16 protein-coding genes and 3 rRNA genes are annotated in these 25,389 nt (G+C 55.7%); 3 read left to right on the top strand and 16 right to left on the bottom strand.

Going from position 1 to position 25,389, the window contains the following annotated elements:
- Positions 1-3: 3 nt before the first annotated feature.
- From LOC22_RS12245 to metH, 4 genes are all read right to left on the bottom strand, one after another.
- On the bottom strand, positions 4-321 hold the full coding sequence (locus LOC22_RS12245; RefSeq protein WP_017382610.1) for a CcdB family protein: 318 nt from the start codon (positions 319-321) through the stop codon (positions 4-6).
- Positions 321-614 carry a type II toxin-antitoxin system CcdA family antitoxin gene (locus LOC22_RS12240; RefSeq protein WP_017382609.1) on the bottom strand — a complete coding sequence of 98 codons (294 nt, stop codon included), beginning with the start codon at positions 612-614 and terminating at the stop codon, positions 321-323. Before LOC22_RS12240 ends, LOC22_RS12245 begins: the two co-directional genes overlap by 1 nt.
- Positions 615-709: 95 nt before the next feature.
- Positions 710-2,341 carry a Na/Pi cotransporter family protein gene (locus LOC22_RS12235; RefSeq protein ID WP_003860350.1) on the bottom strand — a complete coding sequence of 544 codons (1,632 nt, stop codon included), beginning with the start codon at positions 2,339-2,341 and terminating at the stop codon, positions 710-712.
- A gap of 116 nt (positions 2,342-2,457) precedes the next feature.
- Complete coding sequence (gene metH, locus LOC22_RS12230) at positions 2,458-6,141, bottom strand: methionine synthase (protein WP_230238933.1); 3,684 nt, start codon at positions 6,139-6,141, stop codon at positions 2,458-2,460.
- Positions 6,142-6,334: 193 nt separating this feature from the next.
- Here metH and iclR point away from each other — a divergent pair, with 193 nt between their 5' ends.
- Positions 6,335-7,162: a glyoxylate bypass operon transcriptional repressor IclR gene (iclR, locus tag LOC22_RS12225; RefSeq protein ID WP_230238932.1), complete on the top strand. Its 828-nt coding sequence runs from the start codon at positions 6,335-6,337 to the stop codon at positions 7,160-7,162.
- 23 nt (positions 7,163-7,185) lie between these two features.
- On the opposite strand, the gene aceK is transcribed toward iclR, so the two are convergent.
- The 7 genes from aceK to LOC22_RS12190 form a co-directional block, all read right to left on the bottom strand.
- Complete coding sequence (gene aceK / locus LOC22_RS12220; protein WP_230238931.1) at positions 7,186-8,937, bottom strand: bifunctional isocitrate dehydrogenase kinase/phosphatase; 1,752 nt, start codon at positions 8,935-8,937, stop codon at positions 7,186-7,188.
- Positions 8,938-8,988: 51 nt separating this feature from the next.
- Positions 8,989-10,293, bottom strand: coding sequence for an isocitrate lyase (aceA, locus tag LOC22_RS12215; RefSeq protein WP_023295753.1), 1,305 nt, complete (start codon positions 10,291-10,293; stop codon positions 8,989-8,991).
- A 31-nt stretch (positions 10,294-10,324) separates the two neighbouring features.
- Complete coding sequence (gene aceB / locus LOC22_RS12210; protein ID WP_230238930.1) at positions 10,325-11,926, bottom strand: malate synthase A; 1,602 nt, start codon at positions 11,924-11,926, stop codon at positions 10,325-10,327.
- Positions 11,927-12,196: 270 nt separating this feature from the next.
- Positions 12,197-13,126, bottom strand: coding sequence for a homoserine O-acetyltransferase MetA (metA, locus tag LOC22_RS12205; RefSeq protein WP_017382604.1), 930 nt, complete (start codon positions 13,124-13,126; stop codon positions 12,197-12,199).
- Between the two features lie 218 nt (positions 13,127-13,344).
- Positions 13,345-13,460, bottom strand: a 5S ribosomal RNA gene (rrf, locus tag LOC22_RS12200).
- Positions 13,461-13,652: 192 nt separating this feature from the next.
- Positions 13,653-16,558: ribosomal RNA gene (locus LOC22_RS12195) — 23S ribosomal RNA — on the bottom strand.
- Between the two features lie 208 nt (positions 16,559-16,766).
- A 16S ribosomal RNA gene (locus tag LOC22_RS12190) occupies positions 16,767-18,308 on the bottom strand.
- The 16S, 23S and 5S rRNA genes sit together here, the layout of an rRNA operon.
- 563 nt (positions 18,309-18,871) lie before the next feature.
- On the opposite strand from LOC22_RS12190, the gene purH reads away from it, so the two are divergent.
- Together purH and purD are read left to right on the top strand one after the other, a co-directional pair.
- On the top strand, positions 18,872-20,461 hold the full coding sequence (purH, locus tag LOC22_RS12185; RefSeq protein WP_015569962.1) for a bifunctional phosphoribosylaminoimidazolecarboxamide formyltransferase/IMP cyclohydrolase: 1,590 nt from the start codon (positions 18,872-18,874) through the stop codon (positions 20,459-20,461).
- Positions 20,462-20,476: 15 nt separating this feature from the next.
- Positions 20,477-21,769, top strand: coding sequence for a phosphoribosylamine--glycine ligase (purD, locus tag LOC22_RS12180; RefSeq protein ID WP_015569963.1), 1,293 nt, complete (start codon positions 20,477-20,479; stop codon positions 21,767-21,769).
- 47 nt (positions 21,770-21,816) lie between these two features.
- Here the strand turns inward: purD and LOC22_RS12175 are convergent, their stop codons facing one another.
- From LOC22_RS12175 to hemE, 5 genes are all read right to left on the bottom strand, one after another.
- On the bottom strand, positions 21,817-22,509 hold the full coding sequence (locus LOC22_RS12175; protein ID WP_017384076.1) for a DUF1481 domain-containing protein: 693 nt from the start codon (positions 22,507-22,509) through the stop codon (positions 21,817-21,819).
- 11 nt (positions 22,510-22,520) lie between these two features.
- Positions 22,521-22,793 (bottom strand): nucleoid-associated protein HU-alpha, encoded by a 273-nt coding sequence (gene hupA / locus LOC22_RS12170; protein WP_002445246.1) that lies wholly within the window; start codon positions 22,791-22,793, stop codon positions 22,521-22,523.
- Between the two features lie 186 nt (positions 22,794-22,979).
- Positions 22,980-23,570 carry a YjaG family protein gene (locus LOC22_RS12165; RefSeq protein ID WP_003862310.1) on the bottom strand — a complete coding sequence of 197 codons (591 nt, stop codon included), beginning with the start codon at positions 23,568-23,570 and terminating at the stop codon, positions 22,980-22,982.
- Positions 23,571-23,611: 41 nt separating this feature from the next.
- Positions 23,612-24,283: a deoxyribonuclease V gene (gene nfi / locus LOC22_RS12160; protein WP_003862312.1), complete on the bottom strand. Its 672-nt coding sequence runs from the start codon at positions 24,281-24,283 to the stop codon at positions 23,612-23,614.
- Positions 24,284-24,292: 9 nt separating this feature from the next.
- Positions 24,293-25,357, bottom strand: coding sequence for a uroporphyrinogen decarboxylase (gene hemE, locus LOC22_RS12155; protein WP_022650209.1), 1,065 nt, complete (start codon positions 25,355-25,357; stop codon positions 24,293-24,295).
- Between the last annotated feature and the right edge of the window lie 32 nt (positions 25,358-25,389).

The following is a 25,389-nucleotide window of genomic DNA, read 5'->3' as shown; positions in this document are numbered from 1 at the left end:
GTCCTAGTAACCGCTGATCAGAAAATCGAGTGCATCCCGCAATGAAGCACTGCTGTTAGTAAGATCGGCAACGCGTTCACCTAACTCTTTTGAAGAGATGCCTGACAGCATATGCATCATGACAACGCAGGACTTACCCGCGATTTCAACGACAGGGCACACTTTCGCAGGCGGACGAATGCCGCCCAACTGGCTTAATTCAACGGCGGGAGCAACCAGTACATGTTTCATCACATTAGCAACAGGGTGCTGCATATTAATAAGCCATGGATATGCTTTTTTCCCATTACCTTCATTCGCATAAGCAAAATATTGCTCCATCAGAATGACCTCTGAAAGTCACTAAAGGAGCCGTTTTCATCAACCCACTGGTTAATGGCCTCTATAGACGCTTTATTTTCTGCTAACCACTCTGCGCGCTGATGCGCACGAAACTGCTCCTGTAGAGCGGCCGTGAGTACAGCAGAGAGATTGAGCTTAAGACGTCGCGCTTCTTCAAGAATTTCTGGTGCTAACGAAACATTGACTGATTTTTTAATGCCATTAGTAGTGCGCATGATAACCCCCATTGGAATGCGCATGAATTGGCGAAGTGTAGCGTAATAAACGAGCATTTTCTATTCCCTTAAAAATGTAAGGCCTTAAGAATGAATTGCTCTTTAGAAGGTGTCACGCCTCACAAAAGGGTTTTGCGAGGCGCTTTCAGAGATTAATACTCATCCCGCTCATCGTCTTCATCCGGCTGCTCCATCACGCTATAGGCCACCGCACAGAACAACGAGTTGAGACGCTTCATATCCCCCAGCAGCCCCAGGTGGAGTGAGCTGGTCTCGATACTCTGCACGTTCTGCTGGTGCAGACGCTCAACGTGGGCGTGTGAGTAGCGGCGATTAAGGATGCGGAAACGATGCTTGTTGCGGCGCAGGCGGCGCGCACTCGGCACGTCGCTGGAGAAGAAGACCGACATCGCCAGCTTCAGGTTGCTGACCAGCTGTTCGTGCAGCGCTTCCAGCTCTTTCAGCCCTTCAACAGAAAACGCCCGGCGTGCGGCCAGGGATTTGTCTGCGATTTCACTGCCCATACGCTCGACAATATCCGAAGCCTGCTCCAGGTTAAGCGACATCTCGATGATTTCCGCCCAGCGGCGCGACTCCTCTTCCGCCAGCTCGTCCTGGGGGATCCGCGCCAGATAGAGCTTGATGGCGGTATACAGCACGTTGATATCGTCCGCCAGCCTGCGCAGCTCTTTTTCTTCGCGCGGCTCGCCGTGCATCACCTTTTGCAGCCCTTCCAGCATGGTTTCCATCGCGTCGCCCATGCGCAGCGTTTCGCGGGCGGCATTGGCGATTGCCAGCGCAGGAGTATCCAGCACCGAGGTGTCCAGATGCTTCGGTTTAAGGCGCGCGTCCAGCTCCGGTTCATCACGAATAAGCCGCTCGCAGAAGCGGGCCATCGGCGCGGCAAACGGCACCATCGCCAGACAGCGCACCAGGTTGTAGAAGACGTGGAAGTAGATCACCAGCTCCGCTTTCGGCAGAGAGAGATTATCCATCAGGTTCGCCAGCGGGTGCACAAACGGCAGAATGATCAGGCTACCCACCAGCTTAAACAGTAAACTCCCCAGCGCCACCCGGCGGGCGGCAGCGTTGGCGGCGCTGTTGTTGAGCATCGCCAGCAGGCCAGAGCCGAGGTTGGCACCGATCACCAGGCACAGCGCCACCGGGAAGGAAATTACCCCTGCGGCGGTTAAGGTCGCCGTCAGCAGGACCGCTGCCAGGCTGGAGTAGCTGACGATGGCGAATACCGCGCCGATCAGCGCATCCAGCATAATATCGCCGGTTAACGAGGCGAAGATGACCTGCACACCGTTGGCCTGGGTGATCGGCGTGACAGCCTGCACAATCAGCTCCAGCGCCAGCAGGATCAGCCCGAGGCCAATACCGACGCGGCCAAGCTGCCCGGCACGGCTTTGCTTACGGCCGAGGAAAAAAATGACGCCGATAAAAATCAGTAGTGGCGACAGCCAGGAGAGATCGAATGTCAGGATACGCGCCATCAGCGCGGTACCGACGTCGGCGCCAAGGACAATCACCAGCGCCGGGGCGAGCGCCACCAGATCCTGCGCCACGAACGAGGTGACGAGCATGGTGGTAGCGTTGCTGCTTTGCACCAGCGCCGTGACGCCAATACCCGCGCAGAAGGCGAGCGGCTTCTTCTCAACGCTGCCGCTGAGAACGGTACGTAAACGTGCGCCAAACACGCGCATCACGCCGGTACGAACGATATGGGTGCCCCATACCAGCAGTGCGACTGCGGAGAGCAGGTGTAACAACGTCAACACGGTAGGTATTCCTCCTTATCGTTATTCGTTTTCCTGAGGTTCAGTATAAGGGTTTAAACGTAAGAAAGAGACAAGGCACCATAGCGGTGCCCTGTTTGTTGTAAGGAAAAGTGACGTTAGTCTGCGTCGTAGCCCAAATTCGGCGCCAGCCAGCGTTCCACCTCTGACACGCTCATGCCTTTACGCAGAGCGTAATCCTCAATCTGATCGCGCTGAAGCTGTGCCACGGCGAAGTACTTGCTGTCCGGATGGCTGAAGTACCAGCCGGAAACGGACGCGCCCGGCCACATGGCGAACGACTCGGTGAGCTTCATGCCGGTATGCGCTTCGACGTCCAGCAACTTCCAGATAGTGCCCTTTTCTGTGTGTTCCGGGCAGGCCGGATACCCCGGCGCCGGACGAATGCCCTGGTAATTTTCGCGGATCAGCTCCTCGTTGCTGAGATTCTCATTCGCCGCGTAGCCCCAGTGCACCTTACGTACGCGTTCATGCAGATATTCAGCGAAGGCTTCCGCCAGACGGTCGGCGATCGCTTTCACCATGATTTTGTTGTAATCATCGTGCTGCGCGTCGTACGCATCCGCCAGCGCGTCTTCTTCCAGACCACCGGTTACGGCAAAGGCGCCGATATAGTCGGCTTTACCGGAGAGTTTCGGTGCGACGAAATCCGCCAGGCAGTAGTTGGCAAAGCCCACTTTCTCGGTTTGCTGGCGCAGGTGGTGGCTCACGGCCAGCACGTGGGTGCGGGTTTCATCGCGGTAGATTTCCACGTCGTCGCCCACGCGGTTCGCCGGGAACAGCCCCACCACGCCGCGCGGGTTGAGGGCTTTCTCTGCGCTCAGCCTGTCGAGCATGTCGTTAGCATCTTTAAACAGGCGCTTCGCCTCTTCGCCCACCACCTCATCTTCAAGAATGCGCGGATATTTGCCCGCCAGCGACCAGGTCATGAAGAACGGCGTCCAGTCGATGTAGTTACGCAGCGTTTCGATGCTGGCCGTCACGTCCTGCACGCCCAGACGGTGTGCGACCGGCGGCGTATAGCTGGACCAGTCGAACGCCAGATCGTTATCGCGCGCCGCCTGAAGCGAAACCGGCTGCGTGCGCGGTTTCTTACGTCCATGCTGAATGCGGACGGTTTCATACTCTTTGCGGGTGCGGGCGACAAAGTCATCGCGCTGGGTGTCGGACAGCAGCGCGGAGACCACGCCCACAGTGCGCGAGGCGTTTTGAACATACACCGTCGGCCCACTGTAGTTCTGCTCGATTTTCACCGCCGTGTGGGCTTTCGAGGTGGTTGCCCCGCCAATCAGCAGTGGAATGGTAAAGCCCTGGCGCTCCATCTCTTTTGCCACGTTGACCATTTCGTCAAGCGAAGGCGTAATCAGCCCGGAAAGACCAATCAGATCCGCATTCACTTCGCGCGCGGTCCTGAGGATTTTATCCGCCGGGACCATCACGCCAAGATCGATAATTTCGTAGTTATTACACTGCAACACCACGCCAACGATGTTTTTGCCGATGTCGTGTACGTCGCCCTTCACGGTGGCGATGACCATTTTACCGTTACTGGAGCCCTTCTCTTTGCTGGCTTCGATAAAGGGTTCCAGATACGCCACCGCCTGCTTCATGACGCGGGCGGATTTCACCACCTGCGGCAGGAACATTTTGCCCTCGCCGAACAGATCGCCGACCACGTTCATGCCGTCCATCAGCGGCCCTTCGATCACTTCAATCGGACGGGCGGCCTGCTGACGCGCTTCCTCGGTATCCTGCTCGATAAACTCGGTAATGCCTTTTACCAGCGAGTATTCCAGACGCTTATTCACATCCCAGGAGCGCCATTCGGCCTGTTGAACGTTGGCTGATTCGTCAGATTTACTGCCGCGGTATTTTTCCGCCAGATCCAGCATGCGTTCGGTGGCGTCGTCACGACGATTGAGGATCACGTCTTCTACGGCGTCGCGCAGCTCGGCTGGCAGATCGTCGTAAATTGCCAGCTGGCCAGCGTTGACGATCCCCATGTCCATCCCGTTGCGGATGGCGTAGTAAAGGAACACGGCGTGGATCGCCTCACGCACCGGGTCGTTGCCGCGGAACGAGAACGACACGTTCGACACGCCGCCGGAGATCAGCGCATGCGGTAGCTCGCGTTTAATGTCTTCACACGCGCCGATGAAGTCCTGAGCGTAGTTGTTGTGCTCTTCGATGCCGGTCGCGACGGCGAAGATGTTCGGGTCGAAGATGATGTCTTCCGGCGGGAAACCCACCTCTTCGGTCAAAATTTTGTACGCGCGGCGGCAAATCTCAATTTTGCGTTCGCGGGTATCGGCCTGGCCCACTTCATCGAAGGCCATCACCACCACGGCGGCTCCGTAGCGACGGACCAGCTTCGCGTGGTGGATAAAGGTATCGACGCCCTCTTTCATCGAGATGGAGTTAACGATGCCTTTGCCCTGAATGCACTTCAGCCCTTTTTCGATGACCTCCCACTTGGAGGAGTCAATCATGATCGGCACGCGGGCGATATCCGGCTCACCGGCAATCAGGTTGAGGAAACGCACCATTGCCGCTTCGGCATCGAGCATCCCCTCATCCATGTTGATATCGATGATCTGCGCCCCGCTTTCTACCTGCTGGCGAGCAACGTCCAGCGCTTCGCTGTACTTCTCTTCTTTGATCAGGCGCTTGAACTTCGCAGAACCGGTAACGTTAGTACGTTCACCCACGTTCACAAACAGGCTGTCGTCGCCGATGGTCAACGGCTCCAGGCCGGACAGACGACAGGCTACCGGAAGCTCGGGTAGCTTGCGCGGTGGAAGCCCGGCGACGGCGCGGCTCATGGCGGCGATATGCTCCGGCGTGGTGCCGCAGCAGCCGCCGACGATGTTGAGGAAACCAGATTCGGCCCATTCGCGGATTTGCGCCGCCATGGTGTCGGCATCCAGATCGTACTCACCAAACGCGTTCGGCAGACCGGCGTTCGGGTGGGCGGTGACGTAGCACTCTGCGATGCGCGAAAGCTCCTGCACGTACTGGCGCAGCTCGTCCGGCCCCAGCGCGCAGTTCAGGCCGAAGGAGAGCGCTTCGGCGTGGCGCAGGGAGTTATAAAACGCTTCGGTTGTCTGGCCGGACAGTGTGCGCCCCGAGGCGTCGGTGATGGTGCCGGAAATCATGATCGGCAGGTCAACGCCCAGCGCCTCGAACTCCTCTTTCACCGCGTAAATCGCGGCTTTAGCGTTGAGGGTGTCGAATACGGTTTCAATCAGGATCAGGTCGGAGCCGCCTTCCACCAGCGCTTTAGTGGACTCACGATACGCGGCCACCAGCTGGTCAAAGGTGATGTTCCGAAACGCCGGGTCGTTGACGTCCGGAGAAATCGACGCGGTGCGGTTGGTTGGACCCAGCACCCCGGCTACGTAGCGCGGCTTGTCCGGCGTACGGGCCGTCCATTCGTCGGCGCAGGCGCGCGCCAGCTTCGCCGCTTCAAAGTTGATCTCCGCCGACAGGGATTCCATCTGGTAATCCGCCATGGCGATGGTTGTCGAGTTGAAGGTGTTGGTTTCAACAATATCCGCACCCGCTTCGAAGTAAGCGTTGTGGATATCCCTGATGACAGACGGTTTGCTTAACACCAGCAGGTCATTGTTTCCTTTCAGGTCACAAGGCCAGTCGGCAAAGCGCTCGCCGCGGAAATCGTCTTCACTCAGACGATAGCCCTGGATCATGGTGCCCATGCCGCCGTCCAGCACCAGAATTCGTTCATTTAACTGCGCACGCAGTTGCTCTACTTTGCTGCTCACACTTGCTCCCGACAACGCTCAACAAGGCCAAAAGGCTGCGTTCCATACTGGCATAATCTCGCAGGGTCGAAAAGTCACACAGCGGTAACATGAGACATGTTCACTATCACTCCTCCGATCAGTCAGGAAAGCGGTTGCAAAACCACCAAATAAAACGAAAATGATTTCCACGATACAGAAAAAGGAGTTCGTCATGGTTACGACCGTTCCCGCTAAACGTGGCAGAAAACCTGCTGCAACCACCACTGCACAACCAGGCGGACAGGTTCAATCCCTGACGCGCGGCCTGAAGCTGCTGGAATGGATAGCCGAATCGCATGGTAGCGTGGCCCTGACGGAGCTGGCGCAGCAGGCTGGCCTGCCGAACTCCACCACGCACCGTCTGCTGACCACCATGCAGCAGCTGGGCTTCGTGCGTCAGGTGGGCGAGCTGGGACACTGGGCGGTGGGGGCGCATGCGTTTATTGTCGGCAGCAGCTTCCTGCAAAGCCGCAACCTGCTGGCGATTGTCCACCCGATTCTGCGCAAGCTGATGGAGGAGTCCGGCGAGACGGTAAACCTGGCCGTACTGGATCAGAGCGATCACCAGGCGATTATCATCGACCAGGTGCAGTGTACGCAGCTGATGCGCATGTCCGCACCGATTGGCGGCAAACTGCCGATGCACGCCTCTGGCGCAGGGAAAGCGTTTCTCTCGCAGCTGAGCGAAGAGCAGGTAACGGGGCTGCTGCACCGTAAAGGGCTGCACGCCTATACCCACGCCACGCTGGTGTCGCCCGTGCATCTGAAAGAAGATCTGGCTCTGACCCGCAAGCGCGGCTATTCGTTTGATGACGAAGAACATGCCCTCGGGCTGCGCTGCCTCGCGTCCTGCATTTTTGACGAGCACCGCGAGCCGTTTGCCGCCATCTCCATCTCCGGGCCGATTTCACGCATGACCGACGACCGCGTCACCGAGCTGGGCGCGATGGTGATTAAGGCCGCGAAAGAGGTGACGCTGGCGTATGGTGGGATTCGTTAAACGTGCATTGCCGCCTGATGCCCTCACCCCGGCCCTCTCCCACAGGGAGAGGAAGAAAAGCGGATGCAAAACCGCTGCTTGCGGCGGTAAGCATAGACATCTTCCACGTGCCCATTTTTGATCCGCGTTTGCAGCCCGCGCCAGTAGCTGGCGCGGAACAGATCGGCATGCATCTCTTCGAATAGCGGCCCGATGCGCGGGTCGGCACAAAGCCAGTGGCGAAACTCCTCCGGAAACACATCGCCCGGCGATACGCTGTACCACGGCTCGCTGGATAGTTCATCTTCCGGGTAGCGCGGCGGCGGGATATCGCGGAAGTTCACCTCGGTCATGTAGCAAATTTCATCGTAATCGTAGAACACCACCCGCCCGTGACGGGTGACGCCGAAGTTTTTAAACAGCATGTCGCCGGGGAAAATATTGGCGGCGGCGAGCTGGCGAATCGCATTGCCGTACTCTTCAATGGCGTCTCGTAAAGCCTGGCCTTCGGATTGCTCCAGCCAGATATTTAGCGGCACCATCCGGCGTTCGATGTAGAGATGGCTAATCGCAATCTTATCGCCAAGATCGGTAATTTTCGTCGGCGCTTCCTGCATTAGCAGCGACATCAGCGCCGGATCGATCTGCTGCTTATCCAGCACAAAGTTTTCAAACTCCTGGGTATCGGCCATTCGCCCGACACGATCGTGCTCTTTAACCAGCTGATAGCAGGCACGAACGTGCGCGGCGGTCATCTCTTTCTGCGGGGCAAATTTATCCTTAATCACCTTAAACACGCGGTCGAAGCCCGGCAGTGTGAAAACCAGCATCACCATGCCGCGTATACCCGGCGCTTCGATAAACTGCTCATCAGCCGTGGTGACATAACGCAGGTATTCCCGATAACTTTCCGTTTTGGCATGCTTCTGACAGCCAATCGCCATATACAGCTCGGCGGTGGTTTTGCCCGGCAGGATCTCGCGCAGCCACTCCACCAGGGCGGCAGGCAGTGGGGCATAGACCATGAAATAGGAGCGGGCGAAGCCAAATACGATACTGGCCTCAGCGCTGGTAGTCAGGCAGGTATCGACAAACAGTTCGCCGTCGTCGGTACGGTGAATGGGCAGCAGAAACGGCACGATAGCTGTCGGCGTAACCAGTTTGCCCACCAGCCAGGCGGCCTTATTCCGGTAGAAAAGCTCGTTGGCAACCTGCAAATGGCTGCGGCTGAGCACCGCCTCGCCGAAGGTTTCACTGAGATACGCGTGGATATAGCCGATATCCCGGGGTTTATTCTCCCACGGCAGGCGCAGCGGCAAATCCGTTAAGACGCGGTGCAGGAGCTTTTCCCAGCCGCGATCGGGAAAGAAATCTTTCGCCAGCGGACGCGGAATGGTACGGAAGCGGCGCTCCGGCTGGGAGCTGAAGATAAATAACCGCTCAGGAGATAATGAGCGGTGGTCAAATAACCGGCAATAGACGGAGTTGAAAAAGCTCTCCGCAATCTCGAAGCGCGGGTAGTCGGGTAACAGATGGGTGTAATGCTCTTTCACGCGCAGTAAAAATTCCGCATCCGGGCTTTTACCGTCGGTGATACAGCGCAGTTGCTCCACCACCAGACCTACGTGGTGATCATAAAGATGGATACGCTGCTTCATGGCCTGCTGAACCGCATGCCAGTCGGCGTGCTCAAAACGCTGTTGCGCGCCGGAGGTGACTTCCAGAAAGCGGCCATACTGGGCATCGAAGCCCTGCAAAATAGTTTGGGCAATCAGTAATTCCAGACCACGCGACATATATTCCCCCTCACCCCAACCCTCTCCCCGAGGGGGGAGAGGGGGAAAAGATTAGAACTGTGCTTCTTCCGTCGAGCCCGTTAATGCCGTGACGGAGGAGGCCCCGCCCTGAATAATCGTGGTCACATTATCGAAGTAGCCGGTTCCCACTTCCTGCTGGTGCGAAACGAAGGTATATCCTTCTTTGCCCGCCGCAAATTCTGGCTGCTGCACCTTCTCAACATAGTGTTTCATGCCTTCGCCCTGCGCGTAGGCGTGCGCCAGGTCGAACATGTTGAACCACATGCTGTGGATACCCGCCAGGGTGATGAACTGGTACTTGTAGCCCATATCTGACAATTGCTGCTGGAAGCTGGCGATGGTCGTATCGTCCAGATTCTTTTGCCAGTTGAAGGACGGCGAACAGTTATAGGCCAGCAGCTTGCCCGGATACTTCGCATGAATCGCATCGGCAAAGCGCTTCGCCAGCGCCAGATCCGGCGTGGAGGTTTCACACCAGACCAGGTCGGCGTAAGGGGCATACGCCAGGCCGCGGCTGATCGCCTGTTCAATACCGGCATGTGTGCGATAGAACCCTTCGCTGGTACGTTCGCCGGTAATGAATTCGCTGTCATACGGGTCGCAGTCAGAGGTGATCAGGTCCGCCGCGTCAGCATCGGTACGGGCAATCACCAGCGTCGGCACGCCGAGCACGTCAGCAGCTAGACGCGCGGCAACCAGCTTCTGGATCGCTTCCTGGGTTGGCACCAGCACTTTCCCGCCCATATGCCCGCACTTCTTCACCGACGCCAGTTGATCTTCAAAGTGAACGGCCGCTGCACCGGCCTCAATCATGGATTTCATCAGCTCAAAGGCGTTCAGCACGCCGCCGAAACCGGCTTCCGCATCGGCGACGATCGGCAGGAAATAGTCGATAAAACGCGGATCGTGGGGTTCGATACCCGCGGCCCACTGGATCTGATCCGCACGGCGGAAGGTATTGTTGATCCGATCCACCACTGACGGCACCGAGTTCGCCGGATAAAGAGATTGATCCGGATACATGCTGGAGGCAAGGTTAGCATCCGCCGCGACCTGCCAGCCGGAAAGATAGATAGCCTCAATGCCGGCCTTCGCCTGCTGCAATGCCTGACCGCCGGTCAGCGCGCCGAGGCTGTTGATATAGCCTTTTTTAGACCCCCCATGCAGCAGATCCCACATTTTCGCCGCGCCGTTCTGCGCCAGCGTACATTCCGGGTTAACCGAGCCGCGTAACTTCACCACTTCCTCTGCGCTGTACGGACGGCGAATGCCTTCCCAGCGCGGTTGGGTCCACTCTTTTTGTAACTCTTCGATCTGTTGGGTACGGGTTTTCATGTGCAGATGCTCCATATTGTTATGTGGTGAATTACGCCAGGAAGCGGTAGCCCGGCAGGGTCAGGAAGTCGATTAAGTCATCAGAGGTGGTGATTTGCTCCATCAGACGTGCGGCATCGTCAAAACGCCCACTGCTGAAGCGGTGCTCGCCCAGTTCGTCCTGGATGACCCGCATCTCTTCGGCCAGCATCTGACGGAACAGGGCTTTGGTTACCGGTTTGCCGTTGCTGAGCGTTTTTTGATGATGGATCCACTGCCAGATGGAGGTACGTGAAATTTCCGCCGTGGCGGCATCTTCCATCAGTCCGTAGATCGGCACGCAGCCGTTGCCTGAGATCCATGCCTCGATGTACTGCACGGCGACGCGAATGTTGGCGCGCATCCCCTCTTCCGTGCGTTCGCCCGCACACGGCGCCAGCAACTGTTCTTCTGCGATTGGCGCATCGTCTTCACGGGTGACAAACAGCTGGTTTTTGTTGTCGCCGAGTACGCGGTTAAAGACTTCCATCGCCGTATCGGCCAGACCAGGATGGGCAATCCACGTCCCGTCGTGGCCATTACGGGCTTCCAGCTCTTTATCGGCTTTCACCTTGTTGAGCACCTGATTGTTACGCTCTGCATCTTTGCTCGGGATAAACGCCGCCATACCGCCCATCGCAAAGGCTCCGCGTTTGTGGCAGGTCTTAATCAGCAGGCGCGAGTAGGCGCTGAGGAACGGTTTATCCATGGTGACAACCTGACGATCCGGCAATACCCGGTCGGCATGGTTTTTCAGGGTTTTGATGTAGCTGAAGATGTAATCCCAACGGCCGCAGTTCAGGCCCACAATATGGTCACGCAGCGCATGGAGGATCTCATGCATCTGGAATACGGCAGGCAGGGTTTCAATCAGCAGCGTGGCCTTAATGGTGCCGCGCGGCAGGCCAAAGCGGTCTTCTGCGTAGCTGAAGACTTCACTCCACCACGCCGCTTCCTGCCAGGACTGGGTTTTCGGCAGATAGAAATAGGGGCCGCTGCCTTTCGCCAGCAGGTTTTTATAGTTGTGGAAGAAGTACAGCGCAAAGTCGAACAGGCTGCCCGGAATCGCTTCTCCGCGCCATGTGACGTGTTTTTCTGGCAAATGCAGACCGCGTACGCGACAGATCAGCACCGCCGGATTCGGTTTGAGCTGGTAAATTTTACCGACTTCGTTGGTATAGCTGATGGTGCCGTTGACGGCGTCGCGCAGGTTGATCTGCCCGTCGATAACTTTCTGCCAGTCCGGCGCGAGGGAATCTTCGAAGTCCGCCATAAACACTTTGACGTTGGCATTCATGGCGTTGATCACCATTTTGCGCTCTACCGGACCGGTGATCTCTACGCGACGATCCTGTAAATCTTCAGGGATTCCGCGGATTTTCCATTCACCATGACGAATGGAAGCGGTTTCCGAAATAAACCCTGGCAACTTGCCGTTATCGATCTCCTGCTGTTGATGAATGCGCGCCGCCAGCAGTTTATTACGCTGTGGCGTAAAGCGAGTCACCAGTTCAGTCAGAAACTCTACCGCTTCTGCCGTCAAAACTTGCTGTTCTTGTTCACCATTCGGCTGGGTAAAGGTCAGTTCATCGACCGTTGTTGCCTGTTGAGTCATCGTTCTGCTCCTCATCAAAGATCCAAAATCACGCCCCCGACGCGAGCGAAAGATCGTTGTGTAGTTTTCGCTCAGCAGAATTAAGACTATCTATAATTTTTCCAAAATCAAAAACAATTTCCATTTTAATTTATATCTAATCACAACTGCATGATTAATATGGAATTAAAGTTATCTTCGATGTTGAGTTGGATTTCGAAAATAAAAAAGGCACCCGAAGGTGCCTGATCTGAATAGCTGAAACGCTTTAGGATCGTTTAATGCAGACGATTACTCCAGCGTCGGATTCATGTGGCGCAGATCGTACGGCGTAATCTGGTAGACGTAATAGTTGAGCCAGTTGGTAAACAGCAAATTTCCGTGGCTACGCCAGGTTGCCCGAGGCGTGTTTTGCGGATCATTTTTCGGGAAATAGTTGTACGGGACATCCGGATTCAGACCCGCTTCAACGTCACGAAAATACTCTGACGCGAGGGTATGCGGATCGTACTCAGGATGGCCGGTAACGAACGCGATGCGTTTGTCTTTACTGGCGAACAGGTAGGCATCGCCGTCTTCCGTTTCGGCCAGGATTTCCAGGTCGGTGTAATCGCGGATCAGCTGTGCCGGAAAATCGGCGTAGCGAGAATGCGGGGCCAGGAAAGTGTCATCGAAACCACGCGTCAGCAGCGCATGCGGGTGAAGAATGTGGTGTTCGTATACGCCAGAAAGTTTGTCGCTGCGGGTTTGCTTGGGAATGCCATAGAGGATATTCAGTGCGGCCTGTACCGCCCAACAGACAAACAAGGTGGATGTGACGTGATCTTTTGCCCACTCCAGCACCTGCCTGATCTGTGGCCAGTAGGCAACGTCATTAAATTCCACCAGACCCAGCGGTGCGCCGGTGACGATCAGTCCATCGAAATTCTCATCGCGAATATCTTCAAAATTACAGTAGAAGTTATTCAGATGCTCAGCAGGCGTGTTGCGTGACTCACGCGCGTCAATGCGCAGCAGCTGGATATCAACCTGAAGCGGAGAGTTGGAGAGCAAACGCAGGAACTGGTTCTCCGTTTCGATCTTCTTTGGCATCAGATTAAGGATCAGCACCTTCAGCGGGCGAATTTCCTGACCAGAAGCACGCGAAGTTGTCATTACGAAGACATTCTCTTCACGCAAGAAATTGACGGCTGGTAGCTCGTCCTGCACCCGAATCGGCATAACCTTAAATCCTCAAAGCATACGTATAAACGTTTAGACATCCAGACAGCTAACGATACCCAGAAACAGGGTTAATGTCGAGTCTGCAAGCGAAAGGTGAGAAAGTTTCAAGGAGGAAAAGCATGTAGGGCGGGTAAGGCTGGGCCACCACCCGACTTTTCAGAACGTACAAAGCAAAAAACCCCGCACCTTACGGTACGGGGTTCTTCTTAATTGATGCCTGGCAGTTCCCTACTCTCACATGGGGAGACCCCACACTACCATCGGCGCTACGGCGTTTCACTTCTGAGTTCGGCATGGGGTCAGGTGGGACCACCGCGCTACAGCCGCCAGGCAAATTCTTGTGCTCTGTCCTGTGTCTTTCGCACTGATACTGCGTTGGCTGCTCTCGTAAAGTCAGTCACATACCTCAGTATGCTCCTTCCTTTCCTTCGTTTGCCGCCTTGTCTCAGCGCAAAATCCTTCGGACTCTGAATCTAAGCTGAAAATCGTGTCTGTCTCTTCGCCAAAACACCTTCGGCGTTGTAAGGTTAAGCCTCACGGTTCATTAGTATCGGTTAGCTCAACGCATCGCTGCGCTTACACACCCGACCTATCAACGTCATAGTCTTTAACGTTCCTTCAGGAGACTCAAGGTCTCAGGGAGAACTCATCTCGGGGCAAGTTTCGTGCTTAGATGCTTTCAGCACTTATCTCTTCCGCATTTAGCTACCGGGCAATGCCATTGGCATGACAACCCGAACACCAGTGATGCGTCCACTCCGGTCCTCTCGTACTAGGAGCAGCCCCCCTCAATTCTCCAGCGCCCACGGCAGATAGGGACCGAACTGTCTCACGACGTTCTAAACCCAGCTCGCGTACCACTTTAAATGGCGAACAGCCATACCCTTGGGACCTACTTCAGCCCCAGGATGTGATGAGCCGACATCGAGGTGCCAAACACCGCCGTCGATATGAACTCTTGGGCGGTATCAGCCTGTTATCCCCGGAGTACCTTTTATCCGTTGAGCGATGGCCCTTCCATTCAGAACCACCGGATCACTATGACCTGCTTTCGCACCTGCTCGCGCCGTCACGCTCGCAGTCAAGCTGGCTTATGCCATTGCACTAACCTCCTGATGTCCGACCAGGATTAGCCAACCTTCGTGCTCCTCCGTTACTCTTTGGGAGGAGACCGCCCCAGTCAAACTACCCACCAGACACTGTCCGCAACCCGGGTAACGGGTCTACGTTAGAACACCAGCCATTAAAGGGTGGTATTTCAAGGTTGGCTCCACGCAGACTGGCGTCCACGCTTCAAAGCCTCCCACCTATCCTACACATCAAGGACCAGTGTTCAGTGTCAAGCTATAGTAAAGGTTCACGGGGTCTTTCCGTCTTGCCGCGGGTACACTGCATCTTCACAGCGAGTTCAATTTCACTGAGTCTCGGGTGGAGACAGCCTGGCCATCATTACGCCATTCGTGCAGGTCGGAACTTACCCGACAAGGAATTTCGCTACCTTAGGACCGTTATAGTTACGGCCGCCGTTTACCGGGGCTTCGATCAAGAGCTTCGCCTTACAGCTAACCCCATCAATTAACCTTCCGGCACCGGGCAGGCGTCACACCGTATACGTCCACTTTCGTGTTTGCACAGTGCTGTGTTTTTAATAAACAGTTGCAGCCAGCTGGTATCTTCGACTGATTTCAGCTCCGCCCGCAGGGGCTTCACCTACACATCAGCGTGCCTTCTCCCGAAGTTACGGCACCATTTTGCCTAGTTCCTTCACCCGAGTTCTCTCAAGCGCCTTGGTATTCTCTACCTGACCACCTGTGTCGGTTTGGGGTACGATTTCGTGTTACCTGATGCTTAGAGGCTTTTCCTGGAAGCAGGGCATTTATCACTTCAGCACCGTAGTGCCTCGTCATCACACCTCAGCGTTAACAAGGTACCGGATTTACCTGGAACCTCCGCCTACATGCTTAAACCGGGACAACCGTCGCCCGGCTGACATAGCCTTCTCCGTCCCCCCTTCGCAGTAACACCAAGTACAGGAATATTAACCTGTTTCCCATCGACTACGCCTTTCGGCCTCGCCTTAGGGGTCGACTCACCCTGCCCCGATTAACGTTGGACAGGAACCCTTGGTCTTCCGGCGAGCGGGCTTTTCACCCGCTTTATCGTTACTTATGTCAGCATTCGCACTTCTGATACCTCCAGCATGCCTCACAGCACACCTTCGACGGCTTACAGAACGCTCCCCTACCCAACAACACATAAGTGTCGCTGCCGCAGCTTCGGTGCATGGTTTAGCCCCGTTACATCTTCCGCGCAGGCCGACTCGACCAGTGAGCTATTACGCTTTCTTTAAATGATGGCTGCTTCTAAGCCAACATCCTGGCTGTCTGTGCCTTCCCACATCGTTTCCCACTTAACCATGACTTTGGGACCTTAGCTGGCGGTCTGGGTTGTTTCCCTCTTCACGACGGACGTTAGCACCCGCCGTGTGTCTCCCGTGATAACATTCTTCGGTATTCGTAGTTTGCATCGGGTTGGTAAGCCGGGATGGCCCCCTAGCCGAAACAGTGCTCTACCCCCGAAGATGAGTTCACGAGGCGCTACCTAAATAGCTTTCGGGGAGAACCAGCTATCTCCCGGTTTGATTGGCCTTTCACCCCCAGCCACAGGTCATCCGCTAATTTTTCAACATTAGTCGGTTCGGTCCTCCAGTTAGTGTTACCCAACCTTCAACCTGCCCATGGCTAGATCACCGGGTTTCGGGTCTATACCCTGCAACTTAACGCCCAGTTAAGACTCGGTTTCCCTTCGGCTCCCCTATACGGTTAACCTTGCTACAGAATATAAGTCGCTGACCCATTATACAAAAGGTACGCAGTCACCTAACAAGTAGGCTCCCACTGCTTGTACGTACACGGTTTCAGGTTCTTTTTCACTCCCCTCGCCGGGGTTCTTTTCGCCTTTCCCTCACGGTACTGGTTCACTATCGGTCAGTCAGGAGTATTTAGCCTTGGAGGATGGTCCCCCCATATTCAGACAGGATACCACGTGTCCCGCCCTACTCTTCGAGTTCACAGCAAGTGTGCTTTCGTGTACGGGACTATCACCCTGTACCGTCGGACTTTCCAGACCGTTCCACTAACACACAAGCTGATTCAGACTCCGGGCTGCTCCCCGTTCGCTCGCCGCTACTGGGGGAATCTCGGTTGATTTCTTTTCCTCGGGGTACTTAGATGTTTCAGTTCCCCCGGTTCGCCTCGTTAACCTATGTATTCAGCTAACGATAGTGCAACGGATTGCACTGGGTTTCCCCATTCGGACATCGCCGGGTCAAGGGTTCATATCACCTCGCCGACGCTTTTCGCAGATTAGCACGTCCTTCATCGCCTCTGACTGCCAGGGCATCCACCGTGTACGCTTAGTCGCTTAACCTCACAACCCGAAGATGTTTCTTTCGATTCATCATCGACTTGCGAAAAGTTGAGAGACTCGAACACACATGAGCTGTGTGTCGTTTCAATTTTCAGCTTGATCCAGATTTTTAAAGAGCAAAACTTCTTAATGCACTCAAAAGTACATTCAGAAGTTCATCATTCATCAGACAATCTGTGTGAGCACTGCAAAGGCAGGTTCTTTAAGGTAAGGAGGTGATCCAACCGCAGGTTCCCCTACGGTTACCTTGTTACGACTTCACCCCAGTCATGAATCACAAAGTGGTAAGCGCCCTCCCGAAGGTTAAGCTACCTACTTCTTTTGCAACCCACTCCCATGGTGTGACGGGCGGTGTGTACAAGGCCCGGGAACGTATTCACCGTGGCATTCTGATCCACGATTACTAGCGATTCCGACTTCATGGAGTCGAGTTGCAGACTCCAATCCGGACTACGACGCACTTTATGAGGTCCGCTTGCTCTCGCGAGGTCGCTTCTCTTTGTATGCGCCATTGTAGCACGTGTGTAGCCCTACTCGTAAGGGCCATGATGACTTGACGTCATCCCCACCTTCCTCCAGTTTATCACTGGCAGTCTCCTTTGAGTTCCCGGCCGGACCGCTGGCAACAAAGGATAAGGGTTGCGCTCGTTGCGGGACTTAACCCAACATTTCACAACACGAGCTGACGACAGCCATGCAGCACCTGTCTCAGAGTTCCCGAAGGCACCAAAGCATCTCTGCTAAGTTCTCTGGATGTCAAGAGTAGGTAAGGTTCTTCGCGTTGCATCGAATTAAACCACATGCTCCACCGCTTGTGCGGGCCCCCGTCAATTCATTTGAGTTTTAACCTTGCGGCCGTACTCCCCAGGCGGTCGACTTAACGCGTTAGCTCCGGAAGCCACGCCTCAAGGGCACAACCTCCAAGTCGACATCGTTTACGGCGTGGACTACCAGGGTATCTAATCCTGTTTGCTCCCCACGCTTTCGCACCTGAGCGTCAGTCTTTGTCCAGGGGGCCGCCTTCGCCACCGGTATTCCTCCAGATCTCTACGCATTTCACCGCTACACCTGGAATTCTACCCCCCTCTACAAGACTCTAGCCTGCCAGTTTCGAATGCAGTTCCCAGGTTGAGCCCGGGGATTTCACATCCGACTTGACAGACCGCCTGCGTGCGCTTTACGCCCAGTAATTCCGATTAACGCTTGCACCCTCCGTATTACCGCGGCTGCTGGCACGGAGTTAGCCGGTGCTTCTTCTGCGGGTAACGTCAATCGACAAGGTTATTAACCTTATCGCCTTCCTCCCCGCTGAAAGTACTTTACAACCCGAAGGCCTTCTTCATACACGCGGCATGGCTGCATCAGGCTTGCGCCCATTGTGCAATATTCCCCACTGCTGCCTCCCGTAGGAGTCTGGACCGTGTCTCAGTTCCAGTGTGGCTGGTCATCCTCTCAGACCAGCTAGGGATCGTCGCCTAGGTGAGCCGTTACCCCACCTACTAGCTAATCCCATCTGGGCACATCCGATGGCAAGAGGCCCGAAGGTCCCCCTCTTTGGTCTTGCGACGTTATGCGGTATTAGCTACCGTTTCCAGTAGTTATCCCCCTCCATCAGGCAGTTTCCCAGACATTACTCACCCGTCCGCCACTCGTCAGCGAAGCAGCAAGCTGCTTCCTGTTACCGTTCGACTTGCATGTGTTAGGCCTGCCGCCAGCGTTCAATCTGAGCCATGATCAAACTCTTCAATTTAAAAGTTTGATGCTCAATGAATTAAACTTCGTAATGAATTACGTGTTCACTCGTTGAGACTTGGTATTCATTTAGTGTCCGAAGACATTAAGAATCCATGTCACTTTGAGTGCCCACACAGATTGTCTGATAAATTGTTAAAGAGCAGTGCAACGCGGCTTTCGCTCACCGTTGCGAGGTGGCGTATATTACGCTTTCCTCTTTCAGAGTCAACCCGTTATTTCAGGATTTTTTCTCTTCAACCGACCCGGTTGTTTGTGAAGTGATTCACATGTTCCGTGTCGATGGAGGCGCATTATAGGGAGTTCTCCGCAGGCCGCAACCGCTAAATGACAGAAAAATGACTGACTGCTGCATTCCACAGCAAAACCCCGCCTTATACCTTTTTACGCACAGACTTATCCACAATGATACGAAAAAGTAAAAATGTGCGAGCGTTGCGCAAACGTTTTCGTTAAAATGCTCGCGCTTCACAAGGATGCCTCGTCAGGTGTGTTAGATGAGTTTTTCACAGGAAAATTCATCTAACGCTCTCTGTAATCGTGAAATCCAGGGGATTTACCATGCAACAACGTCGTCCAGTCCGCCGCGCTCTGCTCAGTGTTTCTGATAAAGCCGGTATCGTCGAATTCGCTCAGGCACTTTCTGCACGTGGCGTAGAGCTGCTTTCTACAGGCGGTACCGCTCGCCTGTTAGCAGATAAAGGTCTGCCGGTAACCGAAGTGTCCGATTACACCGGTTTCCCGGAAATGATGGATGGACGCGTCAAAACCCTGCACCCGAAAGTGCACGGCGGTATTCTGGGCCGTCGCGGTCAGGACGACGGCATTATGGAGCAGCACAATATTGCCCCCATCGACATGGTGGTTGTTAACCTCTACCCGTTCGCCCAGACCGTTGCCCGCGAAGGCTGTTCTCTGGAAGACGCTGTTGAGAATATCGACATTGGCGGCCCGACCATGGTGCGCTCCGCAGCCAAGAACCATAAAGATGTGGCCATCGTGGTAAAGAGCAGTGACTACAACGCCATTATTAATGAGATGGATGCCAACGAAGGGTCCCTGACGCTTGAAACGCGTTTCGATCTCGCCATCAAAGCCTTCGAGCATACCGCCGCCTACGACAGCATGATCGCCAACTACTTCGGTAGCCTGGTACCTGCCTACCACGGTGAAAGCAAAGATCCCTCTGGCCGCTTCCCGCGCACGCTGAACCTGAACTTCATTAAGAAGCAGGATATGCGTTACGGTGAGAACAGCCACCAGCAGGCTGCCTTCTATATAGAAGAAGAGGTAAAAGAAGCCTCTGTAGCGACTGCCCAGCAGGTACAGGGCAAAGCCCTCTCCTATAACAACATTGCCGATACCGACGCCGCGCTGGAATGCGTGAAAGAGTTCAGCGAGCCAGCCTGCGTTATCGTCAAGCACGCCAACCCATGCGGCGTTGCGGTAAGTGCGTCTATTCTGGAAGCTTACGATCGCGCCTACAAAACCGACCCGACCTCCGCGTTCGGCGGCATTATCGCCTTCAACCGCGAGCTGGATGCGGAAACCGCGCAGGCCATCATCTCCCGTCAGTTTGTCGAAGTGATCATCGCGCCATCAGCATCCGAAGAGGCGCTGAAAATCACCGCGGCGAAACAGAACGTGCGCGTACTGGTTTGCGGCCAGTGGGCAGAGCGCGTTCCAGGCCTGGACTTCAAGCGCGTGAACGGCGGGCTGCTGGTTCAGGACCGCGATCTGGGTATGGTGGGCGAAGCCGATCTGCGTGTCGTCACCAAACGTCAGCCAACCGAGCAGGAACTGCGTGACGCGCTGTTCTGCTGGAAAGTGGCGAAGTTCGTGAAATCCAACGCCATCGTCTACGCCAAAGAGAACATGACCATAGGAATAGGCGCAGGCCAGATGAGCCGCGTTTACTCTGCGAAAATCGCGGGTATTAAAGCAGGTGACGAAGGTCTGGAAGTCGAAGGTTCCGCCATGGCCTCTGACGCCTTCTTCCCGTTCCGCGACGGTATCGACGCGGCCGCTGCTGTGGGCATCACCTGTGTGATCCAGCCTGGCGGTTCAATCCGTGATGACGAAGTGATTGCCGCTGCCGACGAGCATGGCATCGCAATGATCTTCACCGACATGCGCCACTTCCGCCATTAATTCCCGGAGCAGAAAATGAAAGTATTAGTGATTGGTAACGGCGGGCGCGAGCACGCCCTGGCGTGGAAAGCAGCGCAGTCTCCGCAGGTTGAAACCGTCTTTGTGGCACCGGGTAACGCCGGGACCGCGCTGGAGCCCGCACTACAGAACGTCGCCATCGGCGTAACCGACATCCCGGCGCTGCTGAGCTTTGCCCAAAACGAGAATATCGATCTGACGATTGTTGGCCCGGAAGCACCGCTGGTGATCGGCGTTGTAGATGCCTTCCGCGCCGCGGGCCTGAAAATTTTCGGCCCAACGGAAGGGGCTGCGCAGCTGGAAGGCTCAAAAGCCTTCACCAAAGATTTTCTCGCGCGTCATAACATCCCGACGGCGGAATATCAGAACTTCACCGAGGTAGAGCCTGCTCTGGCTTACCTGCGTGAAAAAGGCGCGCCGATTGTGATCAAAGCCGACGGCCTGGCTGCCGGGAAAGGCGTTATCGTGGCGATGACACTCGAAGAAGCAGAAGCCGCCGTGCAGGATATGCTGGCGGGTAACGCCTTTGGCGACGCGGGCCACCGCATCGTGATTGAAGAGTTCCTCGACGGCGAAGAAGCGAGCTTTATCGTGATGGTTGACGGCGAGCACGTTCTGCCGATGGCCACCAGCCAGGATCACAAGCGCGTAGGCAATGCCGACACGGGGCCAAACACCGGCGGGATGGGTGCTTACTCCCCTGCTCCGGTGGTCACTGACGAAGTACACCAGCGCACCATGGACCGCATCATCTGGCCAACCGTGAAAGGGATGGCGGCGGAAGGCAATACCTACACCGGTTTCCTTTACGCAGGCCTGATGATCGACAAGCAGGGTAACCCGAAGGTAATTGAATTCAACTGCCGCTTCGGCGATCCGGAAACCCAGCCGATCATGCTGCGCATGAAGTCCGATCTGGTTGATCTGTGTCTGGCGGCGTGCGAAGGCAAGCTGGATGAGAAAACCTCCGAGTGGGACGAGCGTGCCTCTTTAGGTGTGGTGATTGCTGCGGGTGGGTATCCGGGTAGCTACAACACCGGAGATGAGATCCACGGCCTGCCGCTGGAAGAGATTGACGGTGCGAAGGTGTTTCACGCCGGTACGAAGCTCTCTGACGACGACCGCGTGCTCACCAACGGCGGTCGCGTGCTGTGTGCGACCGCGCTGGGCCAGACCGTGGCAGAGGCGCAGAAGCGCGCCTATGCGCTGATGGCGGATATTCACTGGAACGGCAGCTTCAGCCGTCAGGATATCGGCTACCGTGCCATTGCGCGGGAGCAGGGAGAGTAATTTCCCCCTCGCCCTAACCCTCTCCCTCAAGGGAGAGGGGACTTAAATCAAAAACTCTTTTCTGTCGGCTGCCAGGTGCAGAAATCTTCGTTCGCCACCAGCAACAGCTGAGAGCCTTCCGGCGCTTCCAGCCACGCCACACTCACCTCCACAGATGAATGCCGCTGACGACGCTGAATGTGTTCGGTTGCCCAGGATTCAAGCTCAGGCTTCACCGTCTGCCCTTCGCAGGTGGTCACCGTGCCGTCGGCATGCCAGCGCCCCTGGCGCAGCACCACGCGGCCCTGACGCAGCGCATCGCTGGTCTGGCGGAGTTGTTCCGCACGGTAGCGGTAGAGGGCGACCTGATCGCTGGAAAGCTGCTGTTTCAGTCCACTGACCTCATGCTGCATAAAGCTCAGCTCGCCGTGGTCGTCGAAACGCACCTTCACGTGTTCGGGAGTCTTACTGTAGATATTCAGTTCAATGAGCGACAGCGCATCGCCCTGCCAGCGGTATTCTGCGGTCGAGGTGTTGCCGTTATGCCACGGGCTGAATGCGGTGAGCATATGGACTTCATCGCTAGAATCTTTGCGCCAGATCCTGACCGCACCCTGGTTGTCTGCATAGCCGCTGGCGGTAAACGGGGGGAGTGAGGAATCATGGCTACAGGCAGACAGCAACAGTACGCCTGCCAGCGCGAGCGTTCCACGCCAGAATGACAAAAGGGGCGTTGCCGCCCCTTCGTTAAAACTGTTCACTGCCACGCGTCTTACTTAACTGCGTCTTTCAGTGCTTTACCAGAAACAAATGCCGGCACGTTAGCTGCGGCGATTTTGATTTCTTTACCGGTCTGCGGGTTGCGGCCAGTACGCTCAGCGCGGTGGTTCACTTTGAAGGTACCGAAACCAACCAGTTGTACAGCATCGCCTTCTTTCAGAGACTCAGTAATAGCAGCCAGGGTAGATTCCAGAGCAGCTTTAGCCTGCACTTTAGACAGATCAGCCTTGTCCGCAATTACATCAATCAGTTGAGTCTTGTTCATAAGTTATCCTTTCAATGTGTTTATCGCTTGCTAAGCATCGAGTGCGACGAAAATGCCAAAAAAGCACTCTCCTGCATACACGCACCGATAGCCACTTTTTTTCGCCCCCCAAATGTAGACCAGACGGGGGGCGAAAGGGAAGAGTCGAGGAGTGACAAAACAGGCGTTAAATCACGTTTTGTTGTCTCATTGGTTAAAAATTATACCAATATTGCTCTCACCGGCCTCGCGAAGGTCCGCGCGAAGCCCTTTGATCAGCTCAATATCACGTTCTTCACACTCCGCCAGCAGACGGAAAATTTCCCACTGAATATCCCATTCCTGTTCAACCGCCGGGTTAGCACGCAGCTCCTCGTCGGTCATTTCACGGCCTTCCTGGGTCATTTCCAGCATCGCAACGGTGGTAATGGATGCCTTACTGACTTCAATGGCGTGTTCCAGGGTTTCACCGCTCAGACGGGAGTGGATCAGCTCGCTCAACGCCACACAGGCATCAATGGCCGGGTAGACGCCATACAGGTCGAAATCATCCGCAGCCGGAATAGCCTCTTCCAGCTTTTCGAGCTGAGAGTCAAAATTTACCTTCGCATCTTTGACCGTCAGCGTCTCCCAGATTAAATCCAGGATACGACGATAAATCTGGCCTTCGCCAAACGCCGTCTGCTTGCAGAACGCGGCATAGTTGGGATACATGCGCTCGCACAGGCAAGCCATAAACGTCACGTGCTGCCAGCTTTCCAGCTTCTCAAGGCGCAGATGAATCGGGTTTTGTAACATGATAATGTCTCGAATCGAAAATTAGCCGCAGTTTACCTGAATCACGGCTGAATTTCCTGCCAACGAATGAATGCCGGACGTGAAGAGGCCACGGCGTCAGCCCAGCGGGTTGGCTCCGGTAAACGGTAGCCCTTCATACAGCGTTGCACCCACGCCAGGGCGCTATCCATGCTGACCCGATGCCCGGTGGCGATAAACAACGGGTTGCAGCGCGCTTTACTGCGCCAGACCCACGCCAGCTGCTCGCCTTTATGGATAAGCGGCGCCAGTGCGCCCGGTTCGGCAGAGAGCGGCTCAAACGCGCCGCACAGGCGTTTTTTCGCTACGCCGATGGTCGGCACGTCCACCAGCAGACCAAAGTGGCTGGCGACGCCTAAGCGACGCGGATGGGAGATACCATGCCCATCAACAAACAGCAGATCGGGTTTTTGCGAGAGTTGCTCCCACGCGGCCAGCAGCGCGGGATATTCGCGGAAGGAGAGAAAGCCGGGGATATAGGGCATGGTGGTGGCGATACGCGCCACCTTGTACTCCACCAGCTCCAGCGAAGGGTATTTCAGCACCACCATCGCCGCTCGCGTCACTTCACCGCCCTGCTCAAATCCGACGTCCGCCCCGCCAATGTACCGCGGAGGGTCCGTATCCAGACGATCCTCGCGGATCACTGATGAAGCCAGTTCGATTTGCTGAGCGCGTAGCGACGCGAGATCCATAACCACTCCTTACTTATGATACTGGGCAGAAAGCCGATGCACCGCCTCCACAAATACGCCAGCGTGTTCTGGCGGTACATCCTGATGAATACCGTGACCGAGGTTGAAGACGTGGCCTTCGCCCTGGCCGAAACCAGACAGTATAGTCGACACTTCTTCTTCGATGCGGGCAGGCTGCGCATAGAGCATGGACGGATCCATGTTGCCCTGGAGCGCTACTTTGTCCCCCACGCGACGGCGCGCATCGGCTATATCGGTGGTCCAGTCGAGGCCCAGCGCGTCGCAGCCGGTGGCCGCCATCGCTTCCAGCCACTGACCGCCGCCTTTGGTAAACAGCGTCACCGGCACGCGACGGCCTTCGTTTTCACGCAGCAGGCCATCGACAATTTTGTGCATGTAGTACAGGGAGAACTGCTGATAATCACGTCCGGTCAGCACGCCGCCCCAGGTGTCGAAAATCATCACCGACTGCGCGCCCGCTTTAATCTGCGCGTTGAGATAGAGCGTGACGCTCTTCGCCAGCTTGTCGAGCAGGGCATGCAGGGCCAGCGGCTCGGCGTACATCATCTTTTTGATGACGGTAAAGGCTTTGCTGCTGCCGCCTTCCACCATGTAGGTGGCCAGCGTCCACGGACTACCGGAGAAGCCTATCAGCGGCACGTCGCCTTTCAGTTCGCGGCGAATGGTGCGCACGGCGTTCATCACATAGCCCAGCTCGCCTTCAGGATCGGGGATCGGCAGCTTATCAACGTCAGCTTTGCTTTTGATCGGAGAGGTAAAACGCGGGCCTTCTCCGGTTTCGAAATAGAGCCCAAGGCCCATCGCATCCGGAATGGTGAGAATGTCCGAAAAAAGAATGGCGGCATCGAGCGGGAAGCGGCGCAGCGGCTGGAGCGTCACTTCACAGGCCAGCTCGGCGTTTTTGCACAGCGACATAAAATCGCCTGCCTGCGCGCGCGTGGCTTTGTACTCTGGCAGATAGCGTCCCGCCTGGCGCATCATCCACACCGGGGTGACATCAACGGGCTGGCGCAGCAGCGCACGCAGATAACGATCGTTCTTCAGTTCGGTCATTTTGCAGTTCCTTATTGCGTCAGTCCGTCAGT

The sequence above is a fragment of the Enterobacter sp. AN-K1 genome, from assembly GCF_020971765.1.
Lineage (GTDB): Bacteria > Pseudomonadota > Gammaproteobacteria > Enterobacterales > Enterobacteriaceae > Enterobacter > Enterobacter hormaechei_C.
The sequence above is the reverse complement of the archived record's forward strand: the minus strand, read 5'-3'. Positions and strand labels throughout refer to the sequence as shown.